General features: G+C 72.6%; 16 protein-coding genes. 12 read left to right on the forward strand and 4 right to left on the reverse strand.

The window, feature by feature from the left end; translation table 11 throughout:
- Positions 1 to 138 precede the first annotated feature (138 nt).
- The 4 genes from HCC61_RS24465 to HCC61_RS24480 are packed head-to-tail and all read left to right on the forward strand — an operon-like array spanning position 139 to position 4,697.
- The gene (locus tag HCC61_RS24465) at positions 139 to 1,575 is read left to right on the forward strand and encodes an energy-coupling factor ABC transporter permease (RefSeq protein WP_169138890.1); all 1,437 of its coding nucleotides are present in this window, start codon (positions 139 to 141) and stop codon (positions 1,573 to 1,575) included.
- Position 1,576: 1 nt separating this feature from the next.
- Positions 1,577 to 2,365, forward strand: coding sequence for a cobalt ECF transporter T component CbiQ (gene cbiQ / locus HCC61_RS24470; RefSeq protein WP_169138892.1), 789 nt, complete (start codon positions 1,577 to 1,579; stop codon positions 2,363 to 2,365).
- Between the two features lie 11 nt (positions 2,366 to 2,376).
- The gene (locus HCC61_RS24475) at positions 2,377 to 3,231 is read left to right on the forward strand and encodes an ABC transporter ATP-binding protein (RefSeq protein WP_169138894.1); all 855 of its coding nucleotides are present in this window, start codon (positions 2,377 to 2,379) and stop codon (positions 3,229 to 3,231) included.
- 56 nt (positions 3,232 to 3,287) lie between these two features.
- Positions 3,288 to 4,697 carry a serine hydrolase domain-containing protein gene (locus HCC61_RS24480; RefSeq protein ID WP_346777369.1) on the forward strand — a complete coding sequence of 470 codons (1,410 nt, stop codon included), beginning with the start codon at positions 3,288 to 3,290 and terminating at the stop codon, positions 4,695 to 4,697.
- A gap of 234 nt (positions 4,698 to 4,931) precedes the next feature.
- Here the strand turns inward: HCC61_RS24480 and HCC61_RS31320 are convergent, their stop codons facing one another.
- Positions 4,932 to 5,477, reverse strand: a complete 546-nt coding sequence (locus tag HCC61_RS31320; RefSeq protein WP_277349090.1) for an ATP-binding protein — start codon at positions 5,475 to 5,477, stop codon at positions 4,932 to 4,934.
- Between the two features lie 109 nt (positions 5,478 to 5,586).
- On the opposite strand from HCC61_RS31320, the gene HCC61_RS24490 reads away from it, so the two are divergent.
- From HCC61_RS24490 to HCC61_RS24510, 5 genes are all read left to right on the forward strand, one after another.
- Complete coding sequence (locus tag HCC61_RS24490; RefSeq protein WP_169138898.1) at positions 5,587 to 6,468, forward strand: Scr1 family TA system antitoxin-like transcriptional regulator; 882 nt, start codon at positions 5,587 to 5,589, stop codon at positions 6,466 to 6,468.
- Positions 6,465 to 6,722, forward strand: a complete 258-nt coding sequence (locus tag HCC61_RS24495) for a DUF397 domain-containing protein (protein ID WP_169138900.1) — start codon at positions 6,465 to 6,467, stop codon at positions 6,720 to 6,722. The genes HCC61_RS24490 and HCC61_RS24495 overlap by 4 nt, the downstream gene beginning before the upstream one ends.
- Positions 6,723 to 6,954: 232 nt before the next feature.
- Complete coding sequence (locus HCC61_RS24500) at positions 6,955 to 7,773, forward strand: SAM-dependent methyltransferase (RefSeq protein WP_169138902.1); 819 nt, start codon at positions 6,955 to 6,957, stop codon at positions 7,771 to 7,773.
- Complete coding sequence (locus tag HCC61_RS24505) at positions 7,770 to 8,180, forward strand: hypothetical protein (RefSeq protein ID WP_169138904.1); 411 nt, start codon at positions 7,770 to 7,772, stop codon at positions 8,178 to 8,180. Before HCC61_RS24500 ends, HCC61_RS24505 begins: the two co-directional genes overlap by 4 nt.
- Before the next feature lie 63 nt (positions 8,181 to 8,243).
- On the forward strand, positions 8,244 to 9,038 hold the full coding sequence (locus HCC61_RS24510; RefSeq protein WP_169138906.1) for an SDR family NAD(P)-dependent oxidoreductase: 795 nt from the start codon (positions 8,244 to 8,246) through the stop codon (positions 9,036 to 9,038).
- A gap of 3 nt (positions 9,039 to 9,041) precedes the next feature.
- Here HCC61_RS24510 and HCC61_RS24515 read toward each other — a convergent pair whose 3' ends face one another.
- On the reverse strand, positions 9,042 to 10,313 hold the full coding sequence (locus tag HCC61_RS24515; RefSeq protein WP_169138908.1) for a helix-turn-helix domain-containing protein: 1,272 nt from the start codon (positions 10,311 to 10,313) through the stop codon (positions 9,042 to 9,044).
- Between the two features lie 269 nt (positions 10,314 to 10,582).
- Between HCC61_RS24515 and HCC61_RS24520 the strand changes: the two genes are divergently transcribed.
- The 3 genes from HCC61_RS24520 to HCC61_RS24530 all read left to right on the forward strand — a co-directional run bounded on the left by HCC61_RS24520 (position 10,583) and on the right by HCC61_RS24530 (position 15,619).
- On the forward strand, positions 10,583 to 12,061 hold the full coding sequence (locus HCC61_RS24520) for an AMP-binding protein (protein ID WP_169138910.1): 1,479 nt from the start codon (positions 10,583 to 10,585) through the stop codon (positions 12,059 to 12,061).
- 188 nt (positions 12,062 to 12,249) lie between these two features.
- Entirely contained in the window at positions 12,250 to 14,100 is a 1,851-nt protein-coding gene (locus HCC61_RS24525) for a DUF3556 domain-containing protein (protein WP_169138912.1), read from the forward strand.
- A 91-nt stretch (positions 14,101 to 14,191) separates the two neighbouring features.
- Positions 14,192 to 15,619: an NAD(P)/FAD-dependent oxidoreductase gene (locus HCC61_RS24530; RefSeq protein ID WP_169138914.1), complete on the forward strand. Its 1,428-nt coding sequence runs from the start codon at positions 14,192 to 14,194 to the stop codon at positions 15,617 to 15,619.
- Between the two features lie 45 nt (positions 15,620 to 15,664).
- Here HCC61_RS24530 and HCC61_RS24535 read toward each other — a convergent pair whose 3' ends face one another.
- Both HCC61_RS24535 and HCC61_RS24540 read right to left on the reverse strand, forming a co-directional pair.
- Positions 15,665 to 16,096, reverse strand: a complete 432-nt coding sequence (locus HCC61_RS24535; protein ID WP_169138916.1) for a VOC family protein — start codon at positions 16,094 to 16,096, stop codon at positions 15,665 to 15,667.
- 345 nt (positions 16,097 to 16,441) lie between these two features.
- Positions 16,442 to 17,425 carry a 4-(cytidine 5'-diphospho)-2-C-methyl-D-erythritol kinase gene (locus tag HCC61_RS24540; RefSeq protein ID WP_169139178.1) on the reverse strand — a complete coding sequence of 328 codons (984 nt, stop codon included), beginning with the start codon at positions 17,423 to 17,425 and terminating at the stop codon, positions 16,442 to 16,444.
- Positions 17,426 to 17,482 lie beyond the last annotated feature (57 nt).

Raw genomic sequence — 17,482 nt, forward strand, 5'->3', positions numbered from 1 at the left:
TCGAGCGACATGGGCGCTCTTGCAACACCTTTGCAGTAAGGCCCTATCATCGAACGGTTGTGAAGTGGCCGCAAGACCGGCCGAACTGCCCACCGGCCGCCCCGGCGGACCGGCCGAACCGAGAAGCGGAGTGGCGTCATGCATGTGCCCGACGGATTCATCGACGCGCCTGTGTCCGTTGCCGCCGGGGTGGTCGCGGCGGGCGCGGTCGCGGTCTCGCTGCGCGGCGCGCGCCGCGAACTCGGCGGCGCGGGGGGCGAATCGGCCACGGGCGGCGCGGCCGGCAGCCCGACGGTGAGGCCGGTGGCCGCGACCCCCGGCACCTCCGCGGGCGGTGAGCGCACTGCGCCGCTCGCAGGGCTCGTCGCGGCGTTCATCTTCGCCGTGCAGATGCTCAACTTCCCCGTGGCCGCGGGCACGAGCGGCCATCTGCTGGGCGGCGCGCTGGCGGCGATACTCGTCGGCCCGTACACGGGTCTGCTGTGCGTCTCCGTCGTACTCCTCATGCAGGGCGTGCTGTTCGCGGACGGCGGGCTCACCGCGCTCGGGGTGAACATCCTCGACATGGGCGTCGTGACCGTTCTGGTCGCGTACGGGATCTTCCGGCTGCTGCTGCGAGTGCTGCCGCGCGGCAGGGGCGCCGTCACGGGCGCCTCGTTCGCCGCCGCGCTGGTCTCGGTGCCGGCCGCCGCGGTCGTCTTCACGGGCATGTACGCGCTCGGCGGCACCAGCGACGTCGCGTTGGGCAAGGTGTTCGTCGCGATGACGGGCGTGCATGTGCTGATCGGCATCGGCGAGGCGGCCATCACTGCGGCCACGGTCGGTGCGGTCGTCGCGGTGCGTCCCGATCTGGTCTACGGGGCACGGGACTTCGCGGTACGGCCGCTTCAGCTGCGTACGGCCGTGGTGGCGGCGCCGGGCGGCGGCACGGTCCCGTCCGGGCAGGTGCACGAGCCCGCGTCCGGGCCGGTGCACGAAGACGCGTCCGAGCCGGAGCGCGCCTCCGCGAGTGCGCCGGAGACGGCTTCCGCGAGCGTGCCCGAGCGCGAACCCGCCTCGGCGCCCACATCATCCGGCCCTGCCCCCGCATCGGACCCCGCGTCGGACTCCGCGTCGGACCCGGCGTCGGACTCCGCGTCGGACCCCGCACCAGCACCCGCGTCCGAGCGCGAACCCGCGCCCGAGCCCGCCCTCGCAGCCGCCTCGTCCTCCCGTCGCCCCAACCGGGGCCTGTGGACCGGCGGTCTGGTCGCGACAGCTATCTGCGCGGGCGTCATCAGCTTCTACGCGTCGGGCAGCCCCGACGGCCTGGAGAAGGTCGCCGCCGACAACGGCATCGACCGGCAGGCCGAGGACCACGCCGCGAAGGACTCCCCGCTCGCCGACTACGGGGTCGAGAGCGTCTCCGACGCCCGCCTCTCCGGCGGCCTCGCCGGAGTCATCGGCGCCGGTGCGACCCTCGCGGTCGGCAGCACCGTCTTCTACGCGGTGCGCCGCCGCCGTGCGGCCGGGTACGCCGCGGAGGCGGGACCGGCGCCCGGCGGTCCGGCGGACTCCGGGCAAGAGCCGGTCTGACATGGGAGCGGGCCACGCCCACAAGCTCTATCTGCACGGCGGTTCGCCGGTGCACGCGCTTCCGGCGCACTGCAAGCTCGCGGCCGTCTTCTGCTTCGTGCTCGTCGTCGTCTCCACGCCGCGCGAGGCGATGTGGGCCTTCGGGCTGTACGCGGTGCTGCTCGCCGCGGTCGCCGGTGCCGCTTGGGGCCTCCACGCCGAAGGCAGGGGAAGGGTTCCCTACGGGCATCTGCTGAAGCGGATGCTGATCGAGGTGCCGTTCGTGGCGTTCGCGGTGCTGATGCCGTTCGTCGCGCGCGGTCCGTACGTGGAGGTGCTGGACGTCCAGCTGTCCTCGTCCGGGCTGTGGAGCGCGTGGAACATCCTGGCCAAGGGCACGCTCGGCGTCGCCGCCTCCGTGCTGCTCGCGTCCACGACCGAGCTGCGTGAACTCCTCCTGGGAATGCAGCGGTTGGGGCTTCCTCCGCTGCTCGTGCAGATCGCGTCCTTCATGATCCGGTACGGCGACGTCATCGGCGACGAGATGCGCAGGATGCGGATCGCGCGCCTCTCCAGGGGCTTCCGTGCGCGCGGCGTACGGCAGTGGGGCGTGCTGGCGAAGTCCGCGGGCGCGCTCTTCATCCGCTCCTACGAACGCGGCGAGCGGGTCCATCTCGCGATGGTCAGCCGCGGCTACACGGGCACGATGCCCGTCATCGACGAGGTGACCGCGACGCGTGCGCAGTGGACGGGCGCCGCGCTCCTCCCGCTCGCGGCGCTCCTGGTCTGCCTGATGGGATGGGCCCTGTGACCGGCGACAGCATGAGTACGAGTACGAGTACCGGCGGCAGCACGAGCGGCGCCGCGACGCCCTCGGTTCCGCCCCCCGAGCCGTCCCCGGATCCGCCCTCCGGCCCGTCCCCGAGTCCGCCCTCCCTGTACGTCTCGCGCCTCGCCTTCGCCTACCCGGACGGCCATCAGGCCCTGTTCGGCGTCGACTTGACCGTCCCGCGCGGCGAACGCGTCGCCCTGCTCGGGCCCAACGGCGCTGGCAAGACCACGCTCGTGCTCCACCTCAACGGCATCCTGACCGCGGGCGCCGGCTCCGTCACCGTCGCCGGGCTGCCCGTCGGGCCGGAGCATCTCGCGGAGATCCGGCGCCGGGTCGGCATCGTCTTCCAGGACCCGGACGACCAGCTGTTCATGCCGACCGTGCGGGAGGACGTCGCGTTCGGGCCCGCCACCGCCGGACTGCGCGGCGCGGAGCTGGCCGCGCGCGTCGACGAGGCGCTCGCACAGGTCGGAATGGAGGCGCACGCCGAACGTCCCCCGCATCACCTCTCGTTCGGGCAGCGACGGCGCGTCGCCGTGGCCACGGTGCTGGCCATGCGGCCGGAGATCCTCGTGCTCGACGAGCCGTCGTCGAACCTGGACCCGGCCTCGCGCCGCGAGTTGGCGGACATTCTCCGGCAGCTCGACGTGACGGTGCTGATGGTCACCCACGACCTTCCGTACGCCCTCCAGTTGTGCCCGCGTTCGGTGGTGCTCAGCGACGGCGTGATCGTCGCCGACGGGGGTACGCAGCAACTCCTGTGCGACGAGAAGCTGTTGGCCGCGCACCGCCTGGAGCTGCCCTTCGGCTTCGACCCCGGCTCGGTGGACGTCCCGCAGCGATAGCACCATGGACGGTGCAGGAACGACGGCACGACGGCACGAGTGGGACGGACAGAGGCGTGAAGGCTCGGAACGCTGAGAACGCGGTCGACGTCCACGGCACGGTGGCGGAAGGCTACGAGGCCGTCCGGGACGCCTTCGCGGCGAACTTCGCCGACCGGGGCGACACCGGCGCGGCCGTCGCCGTGCACCGCGAGGGGCGCCTCGTCGCGGACCTCTGGGCGGGCACCAGGAACCCCGCCACCGCGGCCCGCGAGGACGGCGGTGAGGACGGCCGTCAGGACGGCGGTGAGGACGGCCGCGGGGAGAGCACCGCCGATGCCCGCGGTGAGCGCGGCGCCGACGGGACCGTGGACCTCTGGCAGCGGGAGACCGCCGCCGTCGTGCGTTCGGCCTCCAAGGGCCCCGCGGCCGCCGTGCTCCATCTGCTGCACCAGCGCGGCCAGTTGGACCTGGACGCGCCCGTCGCCACGTACTGGCCGGAGTTCAAGGCGAACGGCAAGGAACGCGTACTGGTGCGGCACGTGCTGGCCCACCGTGCGGGCCTCCCGGCGCTCGACACCCCGCTCACCGTCGACCAGGCCGCCGACGGCGTCAGCGGGCCCTCGGCGCTCGTGGCGCAGGCACCGCTGTGGGAACCGGGTACGGACCACGGCTACCACCCGCACACCTTCGGCTGGCTCGTCGGCGAGCTGGTGCGCCGCGCGACGGGACGTCCGTTCGGGCGCTGGTTCGCGGAGGAGATCGCGGGCCCGCTGGGTCTGAGCATGTGGTTCGGCATTCCCGCGACGTCCGAAGTCCCGGACGGCGGCGTCGACTTGGCGCGTCTGGCCGAGGTGCCCACCCCCGAGCCGGCCGCCGCGGCGGGCTTGCGGCTGCGTCCCAAGCTGTCGGTGACGGAGGCGTACGGCGACCCGGAGTCCCTGACCCGGAGGGCCTTCGACTCGGCCGGACCCAGGCCGTACGAGAACGATCCGGTCTGGCTCACGGCCGGACTGCCCGGCGCCGGTGCCGTGGCGACGGCCCGTTCGCTGTCCCGCTTCTACGCGGCGCTCATCGGCCCGGTCGAGCCGCAGCCGGCCGCGTCCGGGGCGTCCGGGGCGTCCGGTGGATCAGGCGGAGCCGGGGCGGGCGGCGGGCGCGGCCCCCGGCACGCCCGCCGCCCCCACGGCGGCGGACGGCTGTTCACACCCGCCACGCTGACTCAGGCCCGCTCCCAGGAGTCGAGCGGGCCGGACCGCGTGCTGATCGTCAACTCCCGCTTCGGGCTGGGCTTCATGCTCCACGGGCCCGGTGCGCCGATGCTCGCGCAGGGCTCCTTCGGCCACCCGGGACGCGGCGGCTCGCTGGCGTTCGCCGACCCGGAGTCCGGTACGGCCTTCGCATACGTGACCGCCGCCATGCAGCGCTCCGTCACCTCGGACCCGCGTGCGCACGCGCTCGTACGGGCGCTGCGCGGCTGCCTGTGACGGTCGTCCGACGGGCCCGCCGGAGCAGACGGGCGGTGTGGGACGACGGCCCCCCGTGCCGTCCTGCCGTCCGCCGGCGACGCACGCGCCGCCACCCCGCGGGCCCAACGGCCTCCCCCTGACCGGCAGTTCTGCTCGTGGCGGGTGATGCGGCCCCCGGGACGGCCGGGACGAGGCCAGGTCCGGAGACCCGCGGCCCTTCCCGGCCAGGTTCTCCCGGCCAGGTTCTCCCGGTCAGTCCTTCAGATGGGCCCACACCGCGCTGCCCCGCGTGACGGGCGAGACCGCCACGCCCCAGCTCTCCGAGAGGGTGTCGACGATGTACAGCCCGCGGCCGCACTCCTTCTCGGCGGTCGGCGCACGCCGCTGCGGCGAGCGGCTGCTGGTGTCGTCGTCGTGGACCTCGACCCGTACACCGTCGTACTCACAGTAGGAGGCGGCGCACACGATCCAGGCGCTGTCGGTGTGGGTGACGGCGTTGGTCACCAACTCCGAGAGCACCAGGGCAGCTTGCTCGCGTAAATCGGACGACGCTCCACGGCGGCCGAGCCAACGGTCCATCGCGTGCCGGACCCGGGGGACGCTGACGTCCTCGGCCGGGAGCCGGAGCGCGTGTGAATCCGTACGGGAGCCGGACGGTGGGCGCGGAGGGCGGTGGTGCGTGGGGGGCACGCTCAAGGGGAGCACGGCCTCACTATGAGTGCTGCGGTCTTCAACTCGCAAGCTTCCTTCTGATAATTTCAGAGTGAAGACGCAATGAGGCGGCCCGAGTTGACACATCGGCACCGGCTCCGGCGTGCCATGACGGCAACCGCGAAGCCGGTACGGTCAAAGCGGAATCCGTCTGCGAAGACCGGCTACGGACCGGGGGATCCCGGGAGGTGAGGGCGTGACCGATGCACTTCCGAGCGGTTCGAGTGCTCCGACGGTGCTGCGCATCATCCTCGGGAAGCGGCTGAAGGAGCTGCGCGAGCGCTCCGGCTTCCGCCTGGACACCGCCGCCAAGGCGCTGCGCGTGAACCATCTGACGATCAGGCGGATGGAGAACGCCCAGGTCGGGCTCAAAGTCCCTTATGTCAAGGAGCTGTTGAGACTCTACGACGTGAGCGAGGCGGAGGTCGGCGAGTTCATAGCCATGGCCGAGCGCGCCAACGAGCCCGGCTGGTGGTATCCGTTCCGCGACGCCCTGCCCGACTGGTTCCGCGCCTACGTGAGCCTGGAGACCGACGCGGAGGTCATCCGTGTCTACGAACCCCACTACGTGACGGGGCTGTTGCAGACCCGCCAGTACGCGCGTGCCGTCATCGGCGCCGGATTCCCCAACGACTCCGAGGAGTCGTTGGAACACCGCGTCGATCTGCGGGTGCGCCGCCAGGAGTTGCTGGAGCGCAGCGACGCCCCGACGCTCTGGGTCGTACTGGAGGAGGCCGCGCTGCGCCGCGAAGTGGGCGGCCCGGCGGTCATGCGGAGCCAGCTGGACCGGCTCCTCGAGACCACGGAGCTGCCCAACGTCACCCTGCGGATCGTGCCGCTCGCAGCCGGGCCCCACCCGGGCACGGGCGGCCACGTGACCTACTTCCGGTTCGCCGAGCGGGAGTTGCAGGACATCGTCTACACCGAGGTCGGGCTGACCAGCGCGGTCTATCTGGACCAGCGGCCCGACGTGGTCACGCACCTGGAGGCGCTCACGCGCATCTCGCTGCTGGCCGCCGAGCACGTGCCGGATCCCCGGACGTATCTGAGTAACCTGCGTAAGGAGTACGACAAATGACCCTTGAAGCTCGCGTCGGTCACGAGGTCCGCAACGGCATGCCCGCGCGTGAACTGGGCACCGAGGGCTGGCACAAGCCGTGGAGCGGCCAGAACGGCGGTGCCTGCGTCGAGGCCAAGAGGCTGCCCGACGGCTGCGTGGCGCTGCGCCAGTCCACCGATCCGGACAGCCCGGCCCTGCTCTACTCGGCCCACGGGATGAGGGCGTTCATCGAGGCCGCCAAGTCGGGCGGCGCCGACTTCCTCAAGAGCTGACCGGGACCGGGCCGCCCGCACAGACCACGCACGGCCGGCCCCCCTGCACCACCCCGCACCATCCGCATCACCCCGCACCACCGACCGTGACCCCCCGACCGAAGACCATCCGGCCGGCCGGCGGGGAAGCACTTTCGCCGTGTGCTCTCCCCGCCGGCCTCATCGCCGGAAGCTCCATACGCAGCAGCCCTCATACGGCAACAGCCCTCATACGGCAGGAATGGGATGACTGATGACCACGTCCGGAAAGCCTGAGATCGACACCAGCAGGCCGCACTCGGCCCGGATGTACGACTACTACCTGGGCGGCAAGGACTGGTATCCGGTCGACGAGGTGGCCGCCGAGAAAGTGATCAAGGTGTGCCCCCAGATCCGGCTCACCGCGGAGACCAACCGGTCGTTCATGCACCGTGCGACGCGCGCGCTGGCCACCGAGTACGGCGTCCGCCAGTTCGTGGACATCGGCACCGGCATCCCCACCCCGCCCAACCTCCACCAGGTCGCACAGGAGGCGGCGCCCGACGCCCGAGTCGTCTACGCCGACCACGACGCGACGGTCCTGGAGTACGCGCACGTACTGATGCGCAGCACCCCCGAGGGCCGCACCGCCTACATCAACGCCGACGTGCGCGAGGACCCCATACTCGACTCGCCCCAGCTGCGCGAGGTCATCGACCTGGACAAGCCGGTCGCGCTCTCGCTCGTCGCGCTCCTCCACTTCGTGCCGGACGACTGCAAGCCGTACGAGATCGTCTCCGGACTGGTCGACAAGCTGGCGTCCGGCAGCTTCCTCGTGCTCAGCCACTGCACGTACGACTTCGACCAGGTCGCGTGGCAGGGCGTGAAGAAGGTGTACGACGCGGGCGGCACCACGGTGCAGTGGCGCGCCAAGGAGGAGGTCGAGAGCTTCTTCGACGGCCTGGAGCTGATCGACCCGCAGGTGACCGCGGCACACGACTGGCGCCCCGACGCACCCGTCGAGGCCACCGGCGAGGAGGCCGACCTGCTGCGCAGCGCCGCCCTGTACGCGGGAGTCGGGAGGAAGCCATGAGCGTCCCACTGGGAGCGCGGCCCGTTGCCGCCGCGGGCGGCCCGCGGCCGACCGAGCACCAGCTGCGGCTGGCGCACGAACGGGCCCGCATGACGGGCGAGTCGGTCGCGCGTGTGCTGTCGGTGTTCCTCGGCGGGGGCCGGTACGGGGAGGCGGCCGTGGACGCCGCGGGCGCCGCGGACGCGGCAGCCGGTGCCGGTGGTGGTGCCGGTGCGCCGTCCGTCGCCGGGCCCCTCGTCACGTCCGGCCCGCCGGGTCCGGCAGCCCCGGCGGGCCGGGACGGCCGGGAGGGCTCGGACGGCCAGGACACCGGCGGCGCCGGGGAGTTCGCCGACGTGATCCCGCTGTCGCGTGCGCGCGGACGCCGCTCCGGCGGTTCCGGCGGCGGGGACGCCGACGGCCACTGAGGCTGCCCGTTGCCCGGGGCCGGACCGGTGTCCGGCCCCGCGCCCCGGAGTTAGTCTCGGGCGATGAGGCGATTCGAGGGGTATGCGGCGCTCGTCACGGGCGCGGGGCAGGGGATAGGCGCGGCCGTCTCCCGGCGGTTCGCGGCCGAGGGCGCGCGCGTGACGGTGACCGATCTGGACGGTGCGCGCGCCGAACGCATGGCGGAGGCGATCCGCGCCGACGGCGGCGAAGCACGTGCCGCGGCCTGCGACGTCGGCGACCGGCAGGCCGTGGAGACGGCGGTGGCGGACGCCGTCCGGCACTTCGGCCGTCTCGACGTACTCGTCAACAACGCCTGCTCATGCACTCCGGACGCGGCGCTGTTCGAGGACGAGCCCGACGAGGTCTGGGAACGGGACCTGGACATCTCCCTCACCGGCGCCTTCCGCTGCGCCCGCGCCGCGATGCCGCATCTCGCGGCGGCCGGGGGGCGCGGAGCGATCGTCAACATCGGTTCCGTGAACGGCATTCAGGACTTCAGCAACCACGCGTACAGCGCCGCCAAGGCCGGTCTCTCCTCCCTCACCCGCACCCTCGCCGGAGACGGCGGGCCGCGTGGCGTACGCGTCAACCTCGTCGCGCCCGGCACGGTGCACACCGACGCCTGGGCGGGACGTGAGGCAGCGCTGGAACGGGCGGCGGCGCTCTACCCGATGGGACGGGTGGGCCGCCCCGGCGACATCGCGGCGGCCGTCGCCTTCCTCGCCTCCGCCGACGCGGAGTGGATCACGGGGGTCACGCTGCCCGTCGACGGCGGCCTCACCGCCGTCAACTCCGGTTTCCAGCAGGCGATGGCGCCGCCGCGGCCCCAAGGCTGACGGCTACACACCGGGAGCGCCGTCCGCGGCGGCCGTCGGGCGGGGCAGCCGCCGCCACAGCAACGCCCGTGCCATGAGGGCCACTTCGAGGTTCAGCCGGTCCTCGGTGAGCGGGCGGCCGATCAGCTCCTCGGCCTTGCGCACGCGGTAGTGCACGGTGTTCTTGTGCAGGTGCAGCCGCGCCGCCGCCTGCGTGTAGCTGCATCCCGACTCCAGGAACACCCGTACGGTGCCGCGCAGTTGAGGGTGTCCCGGGTCGTCGGCCGCGAGGCCGCCGAGCGTGCGGGCGATCCAGTGCGCGAGATCCTCGGACTTCTCGGTGAGCAGCGCGGCGACCGCGACGTCGTCGAACGCCAGGACCCTGAGATCGCTGTTCTGCGCGGTCCCGGCGACCGCCTGGGTCCGGATGGCCTCGCGCAGCGAGCCGCGGAACCCGGCGAGCCCCGGTGCCTGAGCGCCCAGCGCGACCCGCGCCTCGGCGGCGACGCTCGCCATGCCCTCGTGCAGCAGGTCCACGTCCAGGGCGTGCGGGTCCCGATGCTGCACCCAGATCCACATCGTGCGGGCGTCGTTGAGCAGCGTCAGGGGTGTGCCGGGGCCGAAGGCCCGCTGGACCGCGCGGGCGGCGGCGTCGAGGGCCCCCGTCTCGCTCGGCGCCTCCGCGGGCAGCCAGGCGACGGCGGCCGTGTGCCAGCCGGTGACGGGGATGCCGAGGAGATGGTGGGCCTCCACCTCGGACATGCCCTCCGACGCCAGGACGAGACGGATCCGGGCGGCATGGGCGGCTCCGACGCGGCTGTTCCAGAGCCGCCGTTCCGTCTCGTAGATGTCGATGAGACCTTCGATGACCCGGTCGATATAGCTGTTGGTGCGCCGGGACAACTCCGCGATGGCGGCGAGCGCCAGGTGCGTCGGTACGTCGCCGAGCCGGTCCAGCGCCGTGATCCCCCACTGCGTGAACCGGTTCTCACCGAGCCGGTACGCCCGCAGCAGCGCCTCCAGGGACAGCGAGTGCTGGGCGAACCGGCGGGCGTACTCCGCCGCGGCGGCCGGTACGGAGATCTGCTCGACCGGAATGGAGTGCCGTAGCAGGTCGACGATCGCCACCAGGTTGGACGACGTGCTCGCCACCATGAGTTCGCGTACCGCCTCGTCGTGCCGGAACTCCGGGATGACCTCGACGAACCACGTCGTCATCTCGTCGGTGAGGGCGGGCAGATCGGCGTCGAGAGCGTGGGCGACCTCGGCGACGAGGGCGTCGACGTCTGCGGACATGGCGCGCACCGTAGCAAGGCCCTCACCAGGGCGGGAGGGGTCGCAGGCCGCCTTTCCGCGCCGCCGTCGCGACCGTCGCCGGCGGGTCGCGGCCGGGGAGTCACCTCGCTGCGACTCGTTGTGACGGCGGCACAACGACGGGCGGAGGCTTCGGTCCGCCGGCCCATGGTCCAGATCGACCCCGCTTTTCTACGGTCCTCACAGTGACGTGGCGCACATCTCGTCGTGACGCACAACGTGCCGGAGCCGCACACGAGAGGACGACCTGCATGCACCTCGCCGTACTGCCCGATGAACGCGCCCGCCGCGATCCGCACGGGCCCTGCATCGCCGACGACGCCGTGATGCTGGACAACGCCGCGTTCGCCGCCCGGGTGCGCAGTGCCGCGGCCGTGCTGCGGGCGCGGGGGACCGGCCCCGGTGACGTCGTCGCCGTCGTGCTGCCCAACCGGGTCGAGCTGGTCGTCACCCTGTTCGCCGCCTGGCGGCTGGGCGCGGCGGTCACACCCGTCAATCCGGCGCTGACCGCCGGAGAGGCCGGCTTCCAGATCCGCGACGCGGGCGCGCGGGTGGTGGTCGGGGACGCCGGTGCGGAACTGGTCACGCTGGACGTGGCGGCGCTCGCGGAGCCTGTGGACGGCGGTTCGGGCGGTGCAGCGTCAGGTCCAACCGGCTTGAGCGAAACCGGAGTTGACGACGCCGCGCTGGCGCTGCTGATCTACACCAGCGGCACCACCGGGCGGCCGAAGGGCGTCATGCTCGACCACGCCAACGTCCGGGCGATGGTGGACATGATCGTCACCGGGCTCGGCCTCGGCACCCGCGACCACAGCCTGCTGATCCTTCCGCTGTTCCACGTCAACGGGATCGTGGTGAGCGTCCTCTCACCGCTGCTCGCGGGCGGACGGGCGACCGTCGCCGGGCGGTTCCGGCCGGAGACCTTCTTCGACGTGATCGAGCGGGTGCGGCCCACGTACTTCTCGGCCGTGCCCGCGATCTACGCGAGACTCACCGGGCTCCCGGACGGCGCCCGCCGTCCGGACACCTCGTCGCTGCGCCTCGTCGTCTGCGGCGCGGCGCCCATGCCCGCCGAACTCATCGGCCGGTTCGAGCAGCGCTACGGCGTGCCGGTCGTCGAGGGCTACGGGCTGTCGGAGGGCACCTGCGCGTCCACGCTCAACCCGGTGGCCGGTCCGCGCAAGCCCGGCACGGTCGGCCGTCCGCTGCCCGGCCAGCGGGTCGAACTCATGGACCCGCAGGGCCAGTTGATGACCGACGGGCCGGGCGAAGTCGTCATCAAGGGACCGAACGTGATGCGCGGCTATCTGGGACGGGCGGAGGAGACCGCGGCCACGATCACCGACGGCTGGCTGCACACCGGTGACGTCGGACGGTTCGACGACGACGGCTACCTCGTCCTCGTCGACCGCATCAAGGACTTGATCATCCGGGGCGGGGAGAACCTCTACCCGAAGGAGATCGAGAACGCGCTGCACGCACACCCGGCGGTCCTCGAAGCCGCCGTGGTCGGCGCACCCGACCCGGTGCTGGGCGAGGTGCCGGTCGCCGTGGTCGCGCTGTATCCCGAAGCGCGGGCCACCGCCGAGGAGTTGGCCGCGCACTGCCGCGAACGGCTCGCGAAGGTCAAGATCCCCGCCCGTATCACCCTCGTCGACGCGCTCCCGAAGAACCCGGTCGGGAAGATCGACAAGCCCGCGCTGCGCGGCCAACCGGCCCCGGCCGGCTGACAGTTCGGCGCCCGAGCCGTCACCCGCACACCGACTCCGCCGTACCCGCTTCCGTACACCGCTTCACTCCGCCGTACCCGCTGCCGTACATCCACTCCACTCCACTCCGCGCCGTGACGTCGTCACTGACGTGACGTCGTCGCGCGGCGATCCGCCCTGCCCGCATCACATCGAAGGGACGACGACACATGGGCTTCAAGACGGCAGACTTCCCACCGGTCGATCCGGAGACCTTCCTCGACAGGCCGCTGTTCGAGCGGACGAAGCAACTCGCCCTGCACTGGGTGGAGTTCGGCTTCGGCTCGCCGAAGATGATCCACACCGTCTACATGGTGAAGCTGCTGGTCCTGTACGCGTTCGGCGGCGTCCTGGTGGCGACGGCCACCTCCGGCGCGGGCCCGTTCTGGGACGTCGCCGGGTGGTGGGACGAGCCGGTCGTCTACCAGAAGCTCGTGCTGTGGACCGTCCTGCTCGAGACCGCCGGACTGGCGGGCTCCTGGGGGCCGTTGGCCGGCAAGTTCAAGCCGATGACGGGCGGGATCCTGTTCTGGGCGCGGCCCGGCACCATACGGCTGCGGCCGTGGAAACGGGTGCCGTTCACCGACGGCAACACCCGCACCGTGGGCGACGTGCTGCTCTATCTCGCCTTCCTGGCCGCCCTGTCGGCCGCCGTCGTGCTGCCCGGGGTGCACAGCGACTCGCTGTCGGCGGCCCTGCCGGAGAACACCACGGGGCTGGTGGCACCGGGGGTGCTGTACGCAGTGATCGCGCTGTACGTGCTGAACGGCCTGCGGGACAAGACGGTCTTCCTCGCCGCCCGAGGCGAGCAGTACCTGCCCGCGCTGGTGTTCTTCGCGTTCCTGCCGTTCGTGAACGTGATCGTCGCGGCGAAGCTGCTGATCGTCACCATCTGGGTCGGTGCGGGAGTCTCCAAGCTCGGCCGCCACTTCACCCCCGTCGTCGCGCCGATGGTCTCCAACAGCCCGAGCGTGCCCAGCCGTTGGGTCAAGCGCGCGCACTACCGCGACTTCCCGGGCGACATCCGCCCGTCGAGGCTGGCGAGCTTCATGGGACACGTCGGCGGCACGACGGTGGAGGTCGTCACCCCTCTGGTGCTGCTGTTCTCCACCAACTACTGGCTGACCCTGGCCGGAGTGGTGCTGATGGTGGTCTTCCACCTGTTCATCACCTCGACGTTCCCGCTGGCGGTGCCGCTTGAGTGGAACATCCTCTTCGGCTATCTGACGGTGTTTCTGTTCCTGGGCTTCCCGGCCTCGGACGGCTACGGCGTGACGGACATGTCGCCGCCGTGGCTGGCGCTCGCCGTCACCGCCGCTCTGCTGTTCTTCCCCGTACTGGGCAACCTGCGCCCCGACCTGGTCTCCTTCCTGCCGTCGATGCGGCAGTACGCGGGCAACTGGGCGTCTGCGCTGTGGGCGTTCGCACCCGGGGCGGAGGCCAAGCTCAACTCCCTGGCGCCCCGGCCCACGCAGAACCAGATCGACCAGCTGCAAGCGATGGGGTACGAGCCGAAGATCGCCGAGATCACCCTTCAGCAGACGATCGCCTGGCGGTCGATGCACAGCCAGGGCCGGGGCCTGTTCTCCGTGCTGGCGGCGAACCTTCCCGACCTGGACTCGCGTACGGTGCGGGAGGCCGAGTTCGGCTGCAACTCCCTCATCGGGTTCAACTTCGGCGACGGGCATCTGCACGACGAGGACCTCGTCCGCGCCGTACAGGAACGCGTCGGCTTCGCCCCCGGCGAGTGGATCGTGGTGTGGGTCGAATCGCAGGCCATCCACTCCCCGGTGCAGCACTACAAGGTGATCGACGCCGCCCTCGGAGTCGTCGAGCGCGGCTACTGGAGGGTGGCGGACGCCGTGAACGAGCAGCCGTGGCTCCCCAACGGGCCGATACCGCTGACCGTCACGTTCCGCCGCGGACAGCCGCAGCGGCAGACGGACTCGGCTGCCGGTCACCGCGACGGCCACCCCGACGGTCAGGACGGCGCCGGCGCCGGTCTGGAGGCGCCCGCGTGAGCGGCGGCCACGGCGGGACGGAGAAGATGATGGGGGATCGGTGCGGAAGGGAGCAGGTCATGGGGGAGCAGCCCGGGAGGGAGAAGCGGCCATGACCACCGCGACAGTGGTCGGCAGCGGTCCCAACGGGCTCACCGCGGCCGTCGTCCTGGCCCGTTCCGGCGTCGACGTCACGGTGCTGGAGGCCGCCGACACCATCGGCGGCGGCACCCGCACCGTCGAGGCGATCGTCCCCGGACTGCTGCACGACCACTGCTCGGCGGTGCACCCCATGGCCGTCGGCTCGCCGGTCCTGGGCGACCTCGCGCTGGACCGGTACGGGCTGCGCTGGCGGCTGCCGGAGATCGACTGTGCGCATCCGCTCGACGACGGCACCGCCGGCGTCCTGCACCGCTCCGTGACCGGGACCGCCGCGGGGCTCGGTCCGGACGGCAGGCGCTGGCGGTCGCTGTTCGAGCAGCCCGCACGGGACTACGACACCCTCGGCGAGGACATCCTCGGCCCGCTGCTGCGGCTGCCGCGGCACCCGCTGAAGCTGGCGCGCTTCGGCGTCCCGGCGGCACTGCCCGCGACGGCCCTGGCCCGCTCGTTCCGTACCGAGCAGGCGCGTGCACTGTGGCTGGGGGTGGCCGCGCACGCCTTCCGGCCGCTGAACCGGCCGCTGTCCTCGGCGATCGGGCTCGGCATCCTCACCGCGGGACACCGGCACGGCTGGGCGGTCGCCGAGGGCGGCTCGCGGGCGATCAGCGACGCGCTGGCGGCGGCGCTGCTCGACCTCGGCGGCAAGATCGAGACGGGGGTGCATGTGCGGTCGGCCTCGCAGGTGCCGCCCTCGGACACCGTGATCTGGGACGTTTCGCCGACCGCCCTGGCCGGCGTCCTCGGCGACCGGCTGCCGCCGCGTGCCGCGCGTGCCTTCCGCCGCTTCCGCCGCGGACCGGCCGCCTTCAAGGTCGACTTCGCCGTGGCGGGCGGCGTGCCCTGGCGGGCGGAGGCGGCCCGTCGCGCGGGGACCGTCCATCTCGCCGGTACGGGACGGGAGATCGCGGCGGCCGAGCGGGACGTGCACGAAGGGCGCCTGCCGGAGCGGCCGTTCGTCCTGGTCGGGCAGCAGTACCTCGCCGACCCGACCCGGTCGGCCGGTGACGTGCACCCGGTCTGGGCCTACGCCCACGTCCCGAACGGCTACGAGGGCGACGTCACCGAGGCGGTCACCGCGCAGATCGAGCGGTTCGCCCCCGGCTTCCGCGAGCGGGTGGTCGGCAGATCGGCGTGCTCGCCCGAGGGGTTCGGCGGCGCGAACCCGAACTTCACCGGCGGCGACATCCTCACCGGGGCGAAGGACGTCCGGCAGCTGGTGTTCGGGCCGCGCACCACGCTCCAGCCCTACGACACCGGCCTGCCCGGGCACTACCTGTGCTCGGCGGCCACCCCGCCGGGCCCGGGCGCACACGGCATGTGCGGCGCCCACGCGGCAGCCCGCGCACTGCGGCGACTCCGGGACGGGCGCAGGAGTTGAGACGCGCGGGTCGGCGACTTCTTCGCGACTGCCGTCCGAGAAAGCTCAGTCGATGCAGAACTCGTTGCCCTCGATGTCCAGCATCGGGATGCACGACTCGTTCTCCTCATCGGCGTACAGCGTCTGCACGTGTACCGCACCGAGCGGGACCAGCCGCGCACATTCGGCCTCAAGCGCGGCGAGGCGCGCCTCACCCACGAGACCGCTGCCGACCCGCACATCGAGATGCACCCGGTTCTTCACGGCCTTCCCCTCGGGGACGCGCTGGAAGAACAGCCGCGGGCCCTCTCCTGAGGGATCTACGCAGGCGGACCAGGAATCCCGCTGCTCAGGCGGCTGCGCACGCTGGAAGTCGTCCCACGTGGCGAACCCCTGCGGCGGCGGTACGACGTACCCCAGCACCTCGCACCAGAAACGGGCGAGGCGCTCAGGCTCCGCGCAGTCAAAGGTGACTTGGAACTTCTTGGTCGCTGGCACCGGCGCACCTTAGCAGGGCGGCTCCCCCGCTCACGTCGCCGGACGGACAGCCCGCCGACTGCCGCCCGAGGCGGCAGGCTCGCTTCGCGGAACGCCTTCCGGAACCCCGACGCCGGGGCCGGTCTGCCGACCGCCTGCCAACTGGCCTTGTCCAGCACGGCGGACGGCTCAGGGGCGATCACATCCGTCGTGGCCAGGGCCCCGATGTGGTCCTGGCCCTCGACCTTGATGGAGCGCGCAGGGCACCGCGATGCTCCGGGCCGTTCTCCACCATCCGGGACACCGCCGGTCAACCATCCGGGACACCGCCGGTCAACCCGGCGCCCGCCGGGGCCGGTTGGCGGATCAGAGCAGTGTCGCGCCCGGCGCCGGAGCCGTCGTCGTGCGGGCCGTGCGGCAGTGGCCGGAGGCGTTGAGTGCGGCGGCGACCGTCTGTGCGGACTCTGCGTCCGCCGTGAGAAAGGCGCAGGTCGGGCCCGAGCCGGAGACCAGCGCGGCGAGCGCGCCCGCCGAACTGCCGGTCTTGAGCGTGTCGGTGAGCGACGGGCGCAGTGAAACGGCCGCCGCCTGAAGGTCGTTGGTCAGCGAGTCCGCGAGCGCCGCCGCGTCGCCGGTGCGCAGCGCGTCCAGCAGCTGCGGCGAGGGCCGCGGCTCCGGCACGGAGTCGACGCTCGCGCCCGTACCGGCGGACTCCCGCAGCCTGTCGCACTCGCGGTAGACGGACGGTGTGGACAGGCCGCCGTCCGCGACGGCGAAGACCCAGTGGAAGGTGCCGCCGACCTCCAGCGGCGTCAGCAGCTCGCCCCGCCCCTGGCCCAGCGCGGCGCCGCCCACCAGGGCGAACGGCACGTCCGAGCCCAACTCGGCGGCGAGCGCGCGCAGTTCGCTGTGCGGGGTCCGCGTGCCCCACAGCGCGTCGCACGCGAGCAGCGCGCCCGCCGCGTCGGCGCTGCCGCCCGCCATGCCGCCCGCGACGGGAATGTCCTTCGCGATGTGCAGCGCCACGTCGGGCTCGCGTCCGTGCCGCTCGGCGAGCAGCCGTGCCGCGCGTGCCGCGAGGTTGCCCTCGTCCAGCGGTACGTGGCGGGTGTCGCGGCCGGAGACGGTGAGCTTCACGCCCGGCGCGCCGGCCGGGCTCGCGGTGACCTCGTCGTAGAGGCCGACGGCGAGGAAGACGTTGGCCAGGCCGTGGAAGCCGTCCGGGCGCAGACCGCCCACCGTTAGCTGGACGTTGACCTTCGCGGGCACCCGCGCGGTCACTCCGGCGGCGGTACGCGCGGTGGAACCGGCGCCGGCGGTGTCGGTCTCGGTGTCGGCGGCGGCGTCCACGGTGGCAGCGGCCTCCGCACTCTCCGCCGTGCCGCCCGAACTCCCGGCCGCCCGCCC

Origin of the sequence: Streptomyces sp. HNM0575, from assembly GCF_012726265.1 — a bacterium.
GTDB lineage: Bacteria > Actinomycetota > Actinomycetes > Streptomycetales > Streptomycetaceae > Streptomyces.